At 73.3% G+C, this 16,021-nt stretch carries 15 protein-coding genes; 12 read left to right on the forward strand and 3 right to left on the reverse strand.

The genetic code is table 11. From position 1 onward, the window contains the following. Positions 1-540: ABC transporter permease (locus tag KS423_RS18505; protein WP_374119976.1), on the reverse strand; the 540-nt coding region annotated here is incomplete at its 3' end. Positions 541-814: 274 nt separating this feature from the next. Between KS423_RS18505 and KS423_RS18510 the strand changes: the two genes are divergently transcribed. Both KS423_RS18510 and KS423_RS18515 read left to right on the forward strand, forming a co-directional pair. Beyond that, the gene (locus tag KS423_RS18510; RefSeq protein WP_224280657.1) at positions 815-2,140 is read left to right on the forward strand and encodes a sensor domain-containing protein; all 1,326 of its coding nucleotides are present in this window, start codon (positions 815-817) and stop codon (positions 2,138-2,140) included. Between the two features lie 32 nt (positions 2,141-2,172). Then, positions 2,173-2,805: a response regulator transcription factor gene (locus KS423_RS18515; RefSeq protein ID WP_224280671.1), complete on the forward strand. Its 633-nt coding sequence runs from the start codon at positions 2,173-2,175 to the stop codon at positions 2,803-2,805. Positions 2,806-2,866: 61 nt separating this feature from the next. On the opposite strand, the gene KS423_RS18520 is transcribed toward KS423_RS18515, so the two are convergent. Both KS423_RS18520 and KS423_RS18525 read right to left on the reverse strand, forming a co-directional pair. After that, entirely contained in the window at positions 2,867-4,165 is a 1,299-nt protein-coding gene (locus KS423_RS18520; protein WP_224280658.1) for a cytochrome P450, read from the reverse strand. 17 nt (positions 4,166-4,182) lie between these two features. Next, a complete protein-coding gene (locus KS423_RS18525; RefSeq protein WP_224280659.1) occupies positions 4,183-5,538 on the reverse strand; it encodes a glutamine synthetase family protein in 1,356 nt (451 codons plus the stop codon). Between the two features lie 410 nt (positions 5,539-5,948). Here KS423_RS18525 and KS423_RS18530 point away from each other — a divergent pair, with 410 nt between their 5' ends. From KS423_RS18530 to KS423_RS18575, 10 genes are all read left to right on the forward strand, one after another. Beyond that, entirely contained in the window at positions 5,949-6,137 is a 189-nt protein-coding gene (locus KS423_RS18530) for a ferredoxin (RefSeq protein ID WP_224280660.1), read from the forward strand. 3 nt (positions 6,138-6,140) lie between these two features. Continuing rightward, positions 6,141-7,349: an NAD(P)/FAD-dependent oxidoreductase gene (locus KS423_RS18535; protein ID WP_224280661.1), complete on the forward strand. Its 1,209-nt coding sequence runs from the start codon at positions 6,141-6,143 to the stop codon at positions 7,347-7,349. 10 nt (positions 7,350-7,359) lie between these two features. After that, the gene (locus tag KS423_RS18540) at positions 7,360-8,166 is read left to right on the forward strand and encodes an acetoacetate decarboxylase family protein (RefSeq protein ID WP_224280662.1); all 807 of its coding nucleotides are present in this window, start codon (positions 7,360-7,362) and stop codon (positions 8,164-8,166) included. A gap of 30 nt (positions 8,167-8,196) precedes the next feature. Further along, a complete protein-coding gene (locus KS423_RS18545) occupies positions 8,197-9,660 on the forward strand; it encodes an aldehyde dehydrogenase (protein ID WP_224280663.1) in 1,464 nt (487 codons plus the stop codon). Continuing rightward, positions 9,653-10,588 (forward strand): 3,4-dihydroxyphenylacetate 2,3-dioxygenase, encoded by a 936-nt coding sequence (locus KS423_RS18550; protein WP_224280664.1) that lies wholly within the window; start codon positions 9,653-9,655, stop codon positions 10,586-10,588. Before KS423_RS18545 ends, KS423_RS18550 begins: the two co-directional genes overlap by 8 nt. A gap of 12 nt (positions 10,589-10,600) precedes the next feature. After that, positions 10,601-11,446, forward strand: a complete 846-nt coding sequence (locus tag KS423_RS18555; protein WP_224280665.1) for a fumarylacetoacetate hydrolase family protein — start codon at positions 10,601-10,603, stop codon at positions 11,444-11,446. A 27-nt stretch (positions 11,447-11,473) separates the two neighbouring features. After that, a complete protein-coding gene (locus KS423_RS18560) occupies positions 11,474-12,097 on the forward strand; it encodes a TetR/AcrR family transcriptional regulator (RefSeq protein ID WP_224280666.1) in 624 nt (207 codons plus the stop codon). Positions 12,098-12,213: 116 nt separating this feature from the next. Continuing rightward, positions 12,214-13,662: an APC family permease gene (locus KS423_RS18565; protein WP_224280667.1), complete on the forward strand. Its 1,449-nt coding sequence runs from the start codon at positions 12,214-12,216 to the stop codon at positions 13,660-13,662. Between the two features lie 89 nt (positions 13,663-13,751). Then, positions 13,752-15,239 (forward strand): aldehyde dehydrogenase, encoded by a 1,488-nt coding sequence (locus KS423_RS18570; RefSeq protein ID WP_224280668.1) that lies wholly within the window; start codon positions 13,752-13,754, stop codon positions 15,237-15,239. Continuing rightward, positions 15,236-15,961 carry a gamma-glutamyl-gamma-aminobutyrate hydrolase family protein gene (locus KS423_RS18575; protein ID WP_224280669.1) on the forward strand — a complete coding sequence of 242 codons (726 nt, stop codon included), beginning with the start codon at positions 15,236-15,238 and terminating at the stop codon, positions 15,959-15,961. Before KS423_RS18570 ends, KS423_RS18575 begins: the two co-directional genes overlap by 4 nt. Positions 15,962-16,021: the final 60 nt, after the last annotated feature.

The following is a 16,021-nucleotide window of genomic DNA, read 5'->3' on the forward strand; positions in this document are numbered from 1 at the left end:
GACCCTGCCCGCCCGGCGGGCGGCCACCGCGACCCCGCCCAGGGCGACCAGCAGACCGGTCCAGAACGCGGCGTGCAGCGGCCAGGCCGAGCCGCTCGGTGCGAAGCCGGGCGGGGCCATGCCGACCCCGGACAGCCATCGGACGAGCGCGGGCGCCCCGAGCCGGCCGAGCAGACAGCCCGTGGCGGAGGCGACCGCGCCGAGCAGCAGCGCCTCGGCGAGCACCGTGCGCCGGACCTGCGCCCGGGTCGCCCCGGCCGACCTGAGCAGGCCGAACTCGCGGCGGCGCCGGACGACGGCGTAGGAGTACGTGGAGGCCACGACGAACGCCGACACGAACGCGCTCACCCCGCCGGCGGTGCCGAGCGCGGCGACCAGCGAGACCAACTCCCCTCCGCCGGGCGGTGCGTCGAGCGCGGCGGCCAGGCCGAGCAGCATCACGGCGGTCATCGCGACGCCGAGCGCGAGGGCGAGGAAGGCGCCGAGCAGCGAGGGCCAGCGCGTGGTCAGCGAGGTGAGGGCGATCCGCAGCATTCTCATGACGCCCAGCGAACCGGCCGGGGGCGGGGACGGTCAGCAGACCGGGGCCTACTCCGGTGGGTAGGGGCGGCCCTACCCGTAGGGGAGATCCCCGGCGCGGGCTCCCCGGCGCGGGCTCCCCGGCGCGGGCTCCCCGGCGCGGGCTCCCCGGGGCCGGGGGAGGGGCGGGGCAAAGGTAGGCCAGGCCCTACCGCCGGGGCGTCCGCCCGGTGCCTAGGGTGTGCGGACGGGATTCCTCTGACGGAGGGCGCACGGCTGTGACGGAGGGGGCGCGGTGAGCGGGGGCGGCACGGCAGGGACGGCCGGAGCGGACGGGCCGGGCGCGAGGAGCCTCTGGGCCCCGCCGGCCCGGGCCGGGTTCCTGCGCTCGGACGCCCCCTGGCGGGCGGCCGGGTACCTGCTGGCCACCGGCCTGAGCGGGCTGCTGCTCTGTTTCGGGCTGCTGCTGTCGGGGCTGGTCGCCGGGGTCCTGGCGGTGGTGCTGGTCGGGCTGCCACTGGCGGCCGCGCTGGCCCTGGCCGGGGTGCCGGTCGCGGCCTGGGAGCGGCGGCTGGTCCGCTTCCTGGACGGCGGACGGGTGCCGGACCCGCACCTCGTCCCCCCGAACCCGGGTCTGGCCGCCTGGTTGCGGCTGCGCTACCGCGAGCAGGCGACCTGGCGGGAGCTGGGCTTCGCGCTGCTGGCCGCCTTCGTGCTCTGGCCGATCGACCTGGCGGTGGCGGGCTGCGCCCTCGCCGTGCCCGGCTACCTGATCGCGGCGCTGCCGCTGCTGCTGCGGGACGGCGAGCAGGTGAACGTGCTCAAGGTGCTCGTGGTGCACTCGCCGCCGCTGGCCGCCCTGCTCGGGTTGGTCGGACTGCTGCTCCTCCCGCTGCTGGCCTACCCGCTGGCCCTCCTGGCCGCCGCCCGGGCGGCGCTGGTCCGGCTGGTGCTGGCGCCCGGCGGGCAGGAGCAGCGGATCGGCGAACTGGTGCGCTCCCGGGCCCGGTTGGTGGATGCCTTCGAGGCGGAGCGGCGCCGGATCGAGCGCGATCTGCACGACGGCGCCCAGCAGCGGCTGGTGGCGCTGACCATGGCGCTCGGGCTGGCCCGGCTGGACGCCCCGGTGCACGGGCCGCTGGCCGCCCGGCTGGCCGAGGCGCACCGGGAGGCAGGCGAAGTCCTGTCCGAACTCCGGGAGTTGATCAACGGCATCCATCCGCAGGTGCTCACCGACCACGGTCTGCCGGAGGCCTGCGAGGACGCCGCCGACCGCTCGCCGGTCCCGGTCGCCACCCGCTTCGAGCTGCCCGGCCGGCTGCCGGCCCCGGTCGAGTCGGCCGGCTACTTCGCCGTCACCGAGGCGCTCGCCAACCTCGCCAAACACAGCGGCGCGAGCAGCGCGACGGTCGAAGGGCGGTACACGGACGGCCGGTTGACGATCGAGGTGACGGACGACGGCAGCGGTGGCGCCGACCCGGCGCGCGGCACCGGACTGACCGGGCTGGCCGACCGGGTCGCGGTGGTGCACGGCACACTGTCCGTCAGCAGTCCGCCCGGCGGACCGACCCTGGTGCGGGTGGACATCCCCTGCGCCCCGATCGACCGAGGAGCAGCGTGACGACGACCGGACCGACGGACGGCCTGCGGGTGGTGGTGGCCGAGGACGGTGTCCTGCTGCGCGAGGGCCTGGTCGGCCTGCTGGCCCGGTTCGGGCATCAGGTGGTGGCGGCCGTCGGGGACGCCGAGGCGCTGCGGACGGCGGTTGGGGAACACCGGCCGGACCTCGTGGTCACGGACGTCCGGATGCCGCCGGGCCAGAGCGACGAGGGGCTGCGGGCGGCCCTCGCGCTGCGTGAACGCTTCCCCGCACTGCCCGTCCTGGTGCTCAGCCAGTACGTGCAGCACTCGTACGCGGCCCGGCTGCTGGAGGCGGGGGACGGCTCCGGGGTCGGTTACCTGCTGAAGGACCGGATCGGACAGATCGAGGAGTTCGTGGCGGCGCTCGGCGCGGTGGCCGCCGGGGGCACGGTGGTGGACCCGGAGGTGGTGCGGCAACTGCTGCGCCGCCGCCGCAGCCCGCTGGACAGGCTCACCCCGCGCGAGCGGGAGGTGCTGGCGCTGATGGCGCAGGGACGGTCGAACGCGGCGATCTGCCGGGAGCTGGTGGTGTCGGAGGCGGCGGTGAGCAAGCACATCGGCAACATCCTGATGAAGCTGGACCTGCCGCCGGCCGAGGAGACCCACCGGCGGGTGCTGGCGGTGCTGGAGTTCCTCCGGGCCTGAGGGCGCCCGCGGTCGGGTACGGCCCGGGGCCGGGCTCCGGGCCGTACCGGGGGAGTGGGCGTCAGGCGAGGGTGACCTCGACGGGGAGCTTCTTGATGCCGTTCACGAAGTTGGAGCGCACTCGCGGGACGTCTCCGACGAGCCTGATGCCCGCCAGCCGCGGGATGAGCTCCTCGAACATGATGCGGATCTCGGTGCGCGCGAGCAGATTGCCCAGGCACAGGTGGGGGCTGCCCTTGCCGAAGGTGACGTGGTCGTTGTCCCGGCGGGTCACGTCGAAGTCGTAGGGATTGCCGAAGACCTCCTCGTCACGGTTTCCGGAGGCGAACCACATGACGACCTTGTCGCCCTCCCTGATCCGCTTTCCGCCGAGTTCGACGTCGCGCGTGGCCGTGCGGCGGAAGTGGTAGACGGGAGACGCCCAGCGCAGGAACTCCTCCACCGCGGCGGGGATGAGGGAGGGGTCCTCCTGGAGGCGGGCGAGCTGCTCGGGGTGCTGGAGGAGCGCCAGCATGGAGTGGCTGATGGTGTGGCGGGTGGTCTCGTTGCCTGCGACGACCAGGAGCAGGAAGTAGTTGTCGAAGTCCTGCGGCGAGAGCGGCACCCCGTCGCGCGGGGTCTCGTTGACCAGCTTGGAGATCAGGTCGGTGCCGGCGCCGCCGCGCCGCTGCCGGGCGAGCTCGCGGCCGTACGCGAAGACCTCCAGCGAGGCGGGCGAGCGGAAGGGCAGGTCGCGGTACTTCTCGCTTTCCTCGCTGTGCAGCAGGACGTCGGCGTAGTCGGGGTCGGTGTTGCCGATGATCCGGTTGCCCCAGTCGATGAGCTGCTGGTTGTCCTCCGGGGGCACGTCCAGGAGGCGGGCGAGCACGTTGATCGGGAAGTCGGCGGAGACCTCGCTGACGAAGTCGAAGCGGCCCTCGGCCAGGGCGGCGTCCAGTGTGGTGGCGGTCAGGCCCCGCAGGAAGTCGGCGTAACTGTTGATGACGTTCGCGCCGAACTGGCGCTGGAGGAGGCTGCGCAGGGCGCGGTGGCGGACTCCGTCCAGCTCCAGGATGGAGGCGCGCTTCTTGATCTGGTCGTCGTCGACCTCCTCCAGGTTCACGAACCTCGCCGAGGTGAAGGTTTCGGCGTCCCGGTCGACGCGGGCGATGTCGCCGTGCCGGGTGACCGCCCAGAAGCCGGAGTTGGGCGCCTCCTCCGGCTGCCAGTGGACCGGGTCCTCGTGGCGGAGGGTGTGGAACATGCGCCACGGTGTGACGCCGTCGGTGAAGTTGTCGAGATCGGCCAGGTTCACCTGGTCGAGGGGCATCGGTTCGTCGATGACACCGGAAACGGTCGGCGCGGACGGCACGGTGGTCATGGTTGGTCTCCTCGGTCCTACAGGTGGTACGCGTACTCGGTGAACTCCCAGTCGGTGACGTGCCGTTGGAAGCGGTCGACCTCGTCGCGCTTGTACGAGAGGTAGGCGGCGGTGAAGTCCGGGCCGAGGACGTCGGTCAGGGCCGTGTCCGCTTCCAGCGCGTCGAGGGCTTCGGGCAGGGACGTCGGCAGGACCGCGGACTTGGTGCGGTCGTAGCCGTAGCCCTCCAGCGGCGCGGCGGGCTCTTCGCCGGCGATGACGCCCAGGAGCGCCGCCGCGACGGTTCCCGCGATCAGCAGGTAGGGGTTGGCGCTCGCGTCCCCCAGCCGCAGTTCGAACCGGCTGCCGGAGCCGCGCTCCGGCGGGATGCGGACCATGGCGCTGCGGTTGTCCAGCCCCCAGTCGATCAGCCAGGGGGCGAGGGTGTCAGGGCCGAAGCGCTTGTAGGAGTTGATCGTCGGGTTGGCCAGCGCCGCGAGTGCCGGGGCGTGGGCGAGGACGCCGGCCACCGCGTGGCGCGCGACGGCGCTCAGCCCGTACGGCGCGGCCGGGTCCGCGAAGACGTTGCCGCCCTCGTCGTCCACGCAGGACAGGTGGAGGTGGAAGCCGGATCCGCCGGCGTCTTGGAAGGGCTTGGCCATGAAGGTCGCCAACCGGCCTTCCTTGCGGGCGAGTTCCTTCACCGCGGACTTGAAGCGGAAGGCGCGGTCCGCGGCCTCCATGGCGCCGGAGTGGGTCAGGTTGATCTCGAACTGGGAGCCGTCGAACTCGTGGTTGCCGTTGGTGACGCCGATGCCGAGGTCGCGCAGCAGGCGCAGGCTGCGCAGCAGGTGGTTGTCGCCGTCCGCGCGCAGCCCCGCCGTGTAGACCACGCCCGCGGCCTCGCTGTAGCGGCGCCAGCCCCGGGGCGTCTCGGGGGCCGCGTCGCACAGGAAGTACTCCAACTCCGGCCCCACGACCGGGTGCAGGCCGTACTGCCGGCACCGGTCGACGACCGTGCGCAGCAGGTCGCGCGGGGATTCCGGGGCGGGCCGTCCGGTGGCCGGGTCGGTGACGTCGCCGAGGCAGCTGGCGACCCCGGGTTCCCAGGGCAGGACGGTCAGGGTGTCGAGGTCGGGGCGCACGCAGATGTCGGGCAGGCCGGCGTCCAGGCCCCCGGAGACGGGGACCACGTCGCCCTGGGGGCTGGTGTGGTAGACGGCGCGGCAGAAGGCGAGTCCGTGGCCGCAGGCCGAGGGCAGGTGGTCCAGCAGGACGTCCCGGGCCCGTTCGGTGCCGATGAGGTCGGGATAGGTCACCCGGACCACGTCGATGCCCTGGGCGGCCAGTCGCTCCATGTGGTGGCGGACGGGCGGGATGTCGGATGCGCTCACCGGTGTCTCCTCTGGGGGAAGTGGGGCGCCTCCCCGTGCTCGCGGCACAGCGGGGCCAGGGCGCGCGGCAGTGGGGGAGTGGGGAGGGGCGCGGCGGCTTCGGACTGCGGGGTGAGGCAGGACACCGCTCGCTCGCTCGCTGGTGGCAAACGGTAGGGACGCCGGTCGCTCTCCCGCAAGGGGTCTGTCCCAGAAATTTATCCATCCGGATAGCTATTGACCAGAGGCCGGGCTGCTTTCTATGTTATTTGACATCAAACGTTTTGGCGGTCGATGCCCACCGCCCCCTGCGGAGGCCGTCGCCCTTCTGCGGCGTCCACCGCCCCCTCGGCCGTGATCCGGCCCCCGCGGGCCCACGCCCCCTCTGCCTCCCTTTCCCTGACGCTCCCCCACCATCAGGAGGACCTGCCATGAAGGTCGTCGTCGACATGAACAAGTGCCAGGACCACGGCCAGTGCGTCTTCGCCGCCCCCGACGTCTTCCACTTCGACGACGACGGTCGCCTGGCGTACGTCGCGCACCCCGACGAGGCCCTGCGCGCAGACGTCGAGGAGGCCGCCGACGTCTGCCCGCTCCAGGCCATCCGGATCGAGGACTGAGCCGTGACCGCACCCATCGTCGTGGCCGGCGCCTCCATGGCCGGGCTGCGCGCCGCCGAACAGCTGCGCGCCGCGGGCTGGGACGGGCCGATCACCCTCGTCGGGGACGAGCCCCACATGCCCTACAACCGGCCTCCGCTGTCCAAGGAGGTCCTGGCGGGCAAGGCGACCTTCGATTCGCTCGCCTTCCGGCCCCGGGCCAGTGTCCGTGACGTGCGGTGGCGCCTGGGCGCCACGATCGTCCGTGCCGCTCTCGACCGGCAGGTCGTCGAACTCGGCGACGGCGAGACCCTGCCCTACCGCGCTCTCGTGGTGGCCACCGGCATGCGCCCCCGGCGACTGCGCTGCCCCGGCCCCGTCGTCGGACGGCACACCGTCCGCACGCTGGCCGACGCCCGGGGGCTGCGCGAGGCGCTGACCCGGCCGGGCGCGCGCGTGGTCGTGGTGGGAGCCGGCTTCATCGGCTGCGAGGTGGCCGCCACCGCCGTGGCCCTCGGCGCGGCCGAGGTCACCGTGGTCGACCCGCTGCCGCTGCCCATGGTCGGCCCGCTGGGCGAACTGCTTGCCGGGGCACTGCTCGCCCGCCATCGGGACCGGGGCGTCCGCTTCGCTCTCGGCACCGGGGTGACCGCCTTCCAGGGCGAGGACCGGGTCACCGGGGTGGCCCTGGCCGACGGCCGGGTGCTGGCCGCGGACGTGGTGGTGGAGTCGGTCGGCTCCGTGGCCAACACCGAGTGGCTCGAAGGCAACGGACTGGACCTCTCCGACGGCGTGCTCACGGACGAGCACCTGCGGGCCGGTGGACGTCCGGAGGTGATCGCCGTCGGCGACGTCGCCCGCTTCCCCAACGCCCGGTACGACGGTGTCCCGCGCCGCGTCGAGCACTGGTCCATCCCCACCGACACGGCCAAGCACGCCGCCAAGGTGCTCACCGCGCACCTCACCGGCGCCGACCACGCTCTCGCGCCGTTCGCGCCGCTGCCGACCTTCTGGAGCGACCAGCACGACTTCCGGCTCCAGTCCTTCGGCGCCCCCGCCCTCGGCAAGGACGACGTTCGCGTCCTGGACGGCAGCCTCGACGGGGACGTCCTGGTCGGCTACCACCGGGACGGCCGCCTGGTCGGCGTCGTCGCCCTCGGCGGCCAGAGCGCCGCGTCCGCGGCCGCCCGCTACCGCGCCGAACTGCTCCAGCAACCCGCTCCCACCGCGTAAGGAATCCCAAGTGGCCAGTGTCCGTGGATACTTCCACCCCAAGACGGCGACCGGCGCCTCGTCGCTGATCCCCTCGCCGCCGTGGCGCTACTCCGGCGACCTGCTCACCATCGAGTACCGCACCGACCCCGCCCGGGTGCGCGAGCTGCTGCCCGAGCCGCTGGAACCCGCCGACGAGGACCCGGGCGCCGTCGCGCTGATCTGGGCCGACTGGCAGTCCTGCTCCGCCTCGGGGCGGGAACTGCTCGACCCGGTGCTCGCCCAGTACAAGGAGGCGTTCGCCGTCGTCCGTTGCAAGTACCGGGGACAGGACTACTCGCGCTGCGTCCACATCTGGGTCGACAAGGACTTCGCCATCGCCCGGGGACTGCACCAGGGCTACCCGAAGAAGCTCGGCTCCATCCACCAGACCCGGCCGCACCCGTACGGGCCCGCCCCGCGCATCGAGCCCGGTGCCCGGTTCGGCGCGACCCTCGCCGCCGCGGACCGGCGCCTGGCCCAGGCCGTCGTCACCCTGCGCGAGCCGTCCGAGACCAACGGCTTCGTCAACAGCCATCCGATGGCCCACCACCGCTGGCTGCCCTCCATCGAGAAGGGCAGGGGCCTCGCCCTGGACGAGCTGGTCGAGTCCGGTGCCGCCTCCTTCGAGGCCGGACAGCCGTGGGTGGGCGACGCCGAACTGGAGCTGTTCGAGGCGCCCACCGAGGAGCTGGCCCGGCTGGAGGTCCGCGAGCCGATCGCCGCCTACTACCGGCAGGTCGGCGTGGTGTGGGACGGCGGCCGGCTGCTGGCTTCCGACACCACCGTCGCCGAATGAACTCCAGTGCCGAGCAAGGAATCTGACGACATGAGCGAACACCTCACCACCGTCGCCGGCGTCGCCGTCGACACCCGGCACTGGATCGGCGGCGAGCGCGTCGCCTCCGCCGCGACGTTCACCGACCACTCGCCGATCGACGGCAGCGTCCTCGGCGAGATCGCCCGGGGCACCGCCGCGGAGGCCGGGGCGGCGGTCGCCGCCGCCAAGGCCGCCTTCCCCGCCTGGGCCGCCACCTCCCGCGAGGAGCGCGCCCGCCTGCTGCACGCCGTCGCCGACGGCGTCGAGCGGCGGCTGGAGGACCTGGCCGTCGTGGAGACCGCCGACAACGGCGCCCTGCTGCGCTCGCACCGGCGCGGCGTCATGCCCCGGGTCGCGCACAACTTCCGGTTCTTCGCCGACTGGCTGCTCAAGCTCGACCACGCGGACTTCGACACCCGCGGCCACAGCAACCACGTCAGCTGGGACCCGGCCGGCCCCTGTGTGCTGATCACCCCGTGGAACGCGCCGCTGATGCTGGCCACCTGGAAGGTCGCCCCGGCGCTGGCGGCCGGCAACACCGTCGTCCTCAAGCCCGCCGAGTGGTCGCCGCTGACGGCCTCGTTGCTCGCCGAGATCGCCGCCGAGGCCGGGCTGCCCGCCGGCGTCCTCAACGTGGTGCAGGGCCTCGGCTCGGAGATCGGCGACGCGCTGACCTCGCACCCCGACGTGCGCCGGATCAGCTTCACCGGGTCGGTGCCGACCGCCAAGCACATCGCCGCGTCGGCTGCCGCCAACCTCACCCCGCTCAGCCTCGAACTCGGCGGCAAGTCCCCGCTGCTGGTGTTCGCCGACGCCGACCTCGACCTCGCCGTCGACCTCGCGGTGGAGCAGTACGACAACGCCGGGCAGGTCTGCCTGGCCGCCACCCGGCTGCTGGTCGAGGAGAGCGTCGCCGAGGAGTTCACCCGCCGCTTCGTCGAGAAGGCCGCGCTCCTGAAGCAGGGCGACCCGCGCGACGAGGCGACCGGCCTCGGCCCGAACATCCACCCCCGCCAGCTGGAGAAGATCGACGGTTTCGTGCAGCGGGCCGTCGCGGCCGGCGCCCGCGCCGTGATCGGCGGCCACCGCCGGGACGGCCAGTACTACGCGCCGACCCTGCTCACCGACGTCGCCCAGGACTCGGAGATCGTCCAGGAGGAGGTCTTCGGCCCCGTCCTGACCCTGCAGACCTTCGGCGGCGAGGACGAGGCGGTACGGCTGGCCAACGACACCCGCTTCGGCCTGGCGGCCACCGTGGCCACCGGTGACCCGGAGCGCGCCCGGCGCGTCACCGGGCATCTGGTGGCGGGCACCGTCTGGGTCAACTGCTTCTTCGTCCGGGACCTCCGGGCCCCGTTCGGCGGCTCCCGCCACTCGGGCGTCGGCCGCGAGGGCGGCACCTGGAGCTTCGACTTCTACTGCGACCTCAAGAACACCGTCACCTCGCCGAAGGGATGGAAGGACCATGGGTGAGATCGTCGGAGCCGGCCTGCTCGCCCACGTCCCCACCATCGTGCTGCCCGAGGAGACCAGGCTCCAGCTGAACGAGGGCCGGGAGATCACCCTCGTCACCGGCCTGCGGCAGCTGCGCGAGGACGTCTTCCGGCGCGAGGACTACGACACCGTCGTCGTCCTGGACTCCCACTGGGCGACCACCGTCGAGTTCGTGGTCACCGCCCAGCAGCGCCGGGCCGGCCTGTTCACCTCCGAGGAACTGCCGCGCGGCATGTGCCGGATGCCCTACGACTTCCCCGGCGATCCCGAACTCGCCCGCAACATCGCCTCGTTCGCCGACCGGCACGGCACCTGGATCACCGCGATCGACGACGCGTACCTGCCGATCTACTACGCCACGATCAACCTGTGGAAGTTCCTCGGCGAAGGCCTGCCGGACAAGCGCTGGGTGACCATCGGCGTCTGCCAGACCGGCGACATGGAGGACCACCTGCGCCTGGGCCGCGCCCTGGCCGACGGCATCGCCGCCACCCCGGGCCGACGGGTGCTGCTGATCGCCTCCGGAGCCCTGTCCCACACCTTCTGGCCGCTGCGCGAGTTGCGCGACCACGAGTCCGGCGACCCGGCGCACATCTTCACCCCCGAGGCGCGGGCGGCCGACGAGGAGCGGATCGCCTGGTTCACGGAGGGCCGCCACGACCGGGTCCTCGACACCATGGACGAGTTCTGGCGCCACAAGCCCGAAGCCCGGTTCTTCCACTACCTGATGATGGCCGGCGCCCTCGGTGAGCAGGCGTGCACCGCGAAGGCGCGCCAGTACGGCGAGTACGAGAACTCGATCGGCACCGGCCAGGTCCACCTCTGGTTCGACCGCCCCGAGAACGGCTGGACGGGCGCAGGCCTGCCCGCCCCCGCCGGCCCCCGCAACCCCCACAGCCCGGTCTAGAAAGGCCCCGCCATGCCCGAGTACCGCCGCATCCTCCTCGACGGCGCCGCCGTCCAGACCGTGCGCGACGGCGACGAGCTGGTCGCCGGAGACGGCCGGCGCGTCGCGATCGAGGACGCCCACCACCTGCCGCCCGTCGTCCCCTCGAAGGTGATCGCCGTCCACCTCAACCACCGCAGCCGGGTGGAGGAGTTCCGGATCGCTCTGCCCGACACCCCCACGTACTTCCACAAGCCGACCTCGGCGCTCAACTCCCACAAGGGCGCGATCGTCCGCCCCGAGGGCTGCAAGTGGCTCAACTACGAGGGCGAGGTCGCCATCGTCATCGGCCGGACCGCGCGCAACGTCTCCCCGGCCGAGGCGGGGGACTACATCGCCGGCTACACCGTGGCCAACGACTACGGCCTCCACGACTTCCGGGACACCGACGCCGGCTCCATGCTCCGGGTCAAGGGCTCCGACACCCTGTGCCCGCTCGGCCCCGGACTGGTCACCGACTGGGACTTCCACGGCAAGCGGCTGCGGACCTACGTCAACGGCGAGGTCGTCCAGGACGGCTCCACCGACGAGATGACCTGGGACATGCACTACCTCGTCGCGGACATCGCCCGCACCATCACCCTGTACCCCGGCGACGTGCTGCTGTCCGGCACCCCGGCCAACTCCCGGCCCGTCCGGCCCGGGGACGTCGTGGAGGTGGAGGTGGAGGGCCTCGGCCGGCTCACCAACCACGTCGTCACCGGGCCGACCCCGGTCCGCACCGACGTGGGGGCGCAGCCCACGGAGTCGGAGGAGGTGCTGTCCACCGCTCTGGGCGGCGACTGGGAGTTCCGCGGCATCAGGCCGCCGAAGCGCTGACCGGTGGGCCCCGGTAGGGTCGATCACATGACCGACCCCGTCAAGCCCGCCCCCGCTCGCCGCCCCCGCAAGCGCGTGACGAACTACGGGACGGGCCGGACGGCCCTGCTGGACGCCGCCGTACGCGTGGTGGCCCGGGGTGGTCTGCGCAAGCTCACCTACCGGGCCGTCGCCGAGGAGGCCGGAGTCACCCACGGGCTCGTGGTGCACCACTTCGGTTCGCGCGACGCGCTGATCGAGGAGGCCGTCACCCACGCCATCCGCTCCTCCCTGAGCACCAGCACCCTCGGTGCCGGTACGGGCGGCCCGGCCGACTTCGCCACCGGTCTCGCGGAGATGGTCGAGGCCGGACCCGAACTGCAGGCGTTCCAGTACGAGTTGCTGCTGGAGGCCCGCCGCAGGCCCGAGCTGCTGGCGCAGCTGCGCGGCCTCTACGAGGAGTACTTCGAGGCCAGCCGACGCGAGCTGGACCGCATCCTGCCCGGGCCGGTGAGCCCCGGCATGTCCCGGCTGGTCTTCGCCGCGCTGGAGGGCCTGGTGCTGCACCAGCTGGTGTTCGGCGAGCGTGCGGCCACCGAGGCTGCCCTGACGGAGCTCAGGGGCCTCCTGGCCGGGCTGGCCGGGCCGGCCGAGGAGCCGGACGGGCGCTGACGGCCGGGGTTCTCTGCCTTCCGACCCCTTGTCAAACGGATGGCCGCACCCCACGATGAGGCAACTCGTTTGACCTGAAACGACTTCCCCCCACTCCAATCTGGCAGGTGATCCGTGTGGACAGTCGGACGACTTCCTCAGAGCGGACCGAGCGGGACGCCCCCACCGCGACCACGCTCAAACCCAACGCCCTGGGTGTCCTGGGCATCCTCTTCTTCGTCCTGTCCGGTCAGGCCCCGCTGACGGGCATCGCGGGCGCCGCCCCCCTGTCGGTCGCCTTCGGCAACGGCTCCGGCACCCCCGCGGCCTACGTGGTGGCCGGGGCGGTGATCCTGCTCTTCTCCGTCGGGTTCATCGCGATGGGCCGGCACGTCGTCGACGCCGGCGCCTTCTACACCTACATCGGCACCGGCCTCGGCCGGGCCGCCGGTGCGGGCAGCGCGGCCGTCGCCCTGTTCGCCTACTGCGTCATCCAGGCGGCGATGTACGGCCTGTACGGCTCGATCGTCAGCGCACTCGTCGCCGACCACACCCCGCTCCACCTCCCGTGGTGGGTCTACACGCTGGTCACCATGGCCGTGGTGCAGGCCCTCGGCGCCCTGGGGATCGAGATGGGCGCGCGGGTGCTGGCCGCGTTCGTGCTCGCCGAGTTCAGCATCCTGCTGGTCTTCGGCCTGGTCACCCTGGTCAAGGGCGGCGGGCCGGAAGGGCTCGGGGTGGCCGACAGCTTCTCCCCGTCGGCCGCCCTCCAGGGCGCGCCGGGCGTCGCCGTGATGTTCGCCCTGGCGTCGATGTTCGGCTTCGAGGCCACCGCCATCTACGGCGAGGAGGCGAAGGAGCCCAAGAAGACCGTGCCGAGGGCCACCTACCTCTCGGTGATCGTGGTCACCGGCTTCTTCGCCCTCACCTCGTGGACCCTGATCTCGGCCTACGGCGCCTCGAAGGCACCGGCGGCAGCGGAGCGGGCGCTGGCCGCCGGCGACTCCGCCGGATTCGTCTTCGCTCCCGTCTCGGACCTGTTCGGCGGCTGGATCGGCGGCGTCCTGCCGGTCCTGCTGGCCACCTCGCTGTTCGCCGGCGTGCTGACCTTCCACAACTCCGCCGGCCGCTACCTGTTCTGCCTCGGCCGGGACGGGCAACTGCCCGCGCGGCTGTGCCGGCTGAACGGCCGGCACGCCCCGGCGGCCGCGGGCCGGGTCCAGACCGTCGTCGCCGTCCTCCTGGTCGTGCCCTTCGCCCTGGCCGGCCAGGACCCGGTGCTCACCCTCTTCTCCTGGTTCAGCGGGCTCGCCGTCCTGGCGATGATGCTGCTCTACCTGCTGACCTCGGTGTCGGTCGTGGTGTTCTTCCGTCAGCGGCGGGTGGACACCAGGGTGTGGAACACCGTGATCGCCCCCGTGCTGGGCGCGCTCGGCATCGCGGGTGCCATCTGGCTCATCCTGGCCAACTTCACCACCCTGATCGGCGGCGAGGCGAGCACCGCGCTGTCGCTCGTCCTGTCGGTGCCCGTCGTCATGGCGCTCGGCGTGGCCAACCACCGGATCCGGCGCCGACGCACCGGCTGACCCACTCCAGGGCCTGTCTTCGAAAGCGCGCGCCCGCAGGCCGGGCGCGCGCGCCACCCATGTCCCACCCACGTGGTCCGGAGGACCCCATGACCCTCGCCACCCACGACGACTGGCTCCGCCGGGCCGAGACGCTGGAACCGACCCGCACGCACCTGATCGACGGCGCCGACGAAGCCGGCTGCGGTGCGTTCCCCGTGGTGTCGCCCCGCGACGGCCGGGTGCTGGCCGAGGTCGCCGACGCCGGCGCGGCCGAGGTCGACGCGGCCGTCGCCGCCGCCCGCCGCGCCTTCGACCGCGGTCCCTGGCCGCGGCTGTCCCCCGCCGAACGAGGCCGCGTCCTGCTGCGGTTCGCCGACCTCCTGGAGGAACGGCGAGCGGAGCTGGCACTCACTGTCAGCCTGGAGACGGGCAAGCCCGTCACCGACGCCCACGACATCGAACTGCGGGCCGTCATCGGGACGTTCCGCTGGTACGGCGGGCTCGCCGACAAGCTCACCGACGAGTCCCCGCACACCGCGCCCGACGCCCTCGCCCTCGTCACCCGGGAGCCCGCCGGTGTCGTCGGCGCGGTCGTCCCCTGGAACTTCCCCCTCACCCTGGCCGGCTGGAAGATCGCCCCGGCGCTGGCCGCCGGCTGCACCGTCGTGCTCAAGCCCTCGGAGAACTCACCGCTGTCGGCGCTGCTGCTCGGGCGGATCGGTCTGGCGGCCGGACTGCCGCCGGGCGTGCTCAACGTCGTGGCCGGCGACGGACCGGTCGCCGGACGGGCCCTCGGCCTCCACCCCGACGTGGACGTCCTCGCCTTCACCGGCTCCACCGCCGTCGGCCGCCACTTCCTGCGCTACTCCGCCGACTCCAACCTTAAGCGGGTCTGGCTGGAACTGGGCGGCAAGTCGCCCAACATCATCCTGCCCGACGCCCCCGACCTGGAGCAGGCCGCGGCCACCGCCGCCTGGGGCATCTTCTTCAACCAGGGCGAGATGTGCACCGCGCCCTCCCGGCTGCTGGTCCACACCTCCGTCGCCGAACGGGTCACCGAGGCCGTCGTGGCGCGCGCCCGCGCCCTGCGCGTGGGCGATCCCCTCGACCCCGCCACCGAGATGGGCGCCCTGGTCGGCGAGAACCACCTCGACCGGGTCCTCGGCCACGTCCGCACCGCCCTCGACGACGGCGCCCGCCTGCGCACCGGCGGCGCGCGCACGCTGACCGGCACCGGCGGCGCCTACCTCGAACCGACCGTCTTCGACCAGGTCGCCCCGGACAGCCGGCTGGCCCGCGAGGAGGTCTTCGGCCCGGTGCTGGCCGTCCTCACCTTCGACGACCTCGACCAGGCCGTCGCCCTCGCCAACGCCACCGAGTACGGCCTCGCCGCCGGACTGTGGACGTCCGACCTGTCCACCGCCCACAAGGTCTCCCGCGCCCTCAGGGCCGGTACGGTCTGGGTCAACTGCTACGAGGAGGGCGACCTCACCGTGCCGTTCGGCGGCATGAAGCAGTCCGGCAACGGACGCGACAAGTCCGCCCACGCCCTGGAGAAGTACACCGAACTGAAGACCACCTGGATCCAGCTGTGACCCGCCGGCCGCTCATCGCGATCCCCGCCCGCTTCGCCGCCACCACCTCCGCGCTGCGCTACGCCGCGGAGGTCAACGCCCGGGCCCTCATCGAGGCCGTCTGGTGGGCCGGCGGCGAGCCCGTCACCCTGCACCCGCACGCTCCCGGCGGCGCCGCCGATCCCGCCGAGGTCGCCGCCCGGCTCTCCCGGTTCGACGCGCTGCTGCTCCCCGGCGGCGGCGACCTCGCGCCCCACCGCTACGGAGCGTCCGACGCCCACGAGGCCGTCTACGACGTGGACGACGAGCAGGACGCGTTCGACCTGGAACTCGCCCGGCAGGCCCTCGCGGGCGGGGTGCCGCTGCTGGCCGTCTGCCGCGGACTCCAGGTGGTCAACACCGTCCTGGGCGGCACCCTGCACCAGGACATGGGCGGCCCCGGACACGAGCACCGCCACCGCCGGCACCTCGTCTCGCTCACGCCGGGCTCCCCCCTGGCCCGGATCACCGGTGCCGAGGAGGTCCAGGCGTCCTGCTACCACCACCAGCACGTGGACCGGCTGGGGGAGGGCCTGGCCGTCACCGCCCGGGCCGCCGACGGGACGGTCGAGGCCGTCGAACTCACCGGGCACGACGGCTGGTTCGCGGCCGTGCAGTGGCACCCGGAGGACACCGCCCACGAGGACCCGGCCCACCAGCGCCTCTTCGACGCACTGGTGCGGGCCGCCCGCGGCGCGGTCTGAGCCGACGTACCGCGCGCCGGCCGGCCGGCCCGACCTCGCCGCCTCAGCGGCGGGCGCGCC

This window comes from Streptomyces sp. LS1784 (genome assembly GCF_020103755.1).
Taxonomy (GTDB): Bacteria; Actinomycetota; Actinomycetes; order Streptomycetales; family Streptomycetaceae; genus Kitasatospora.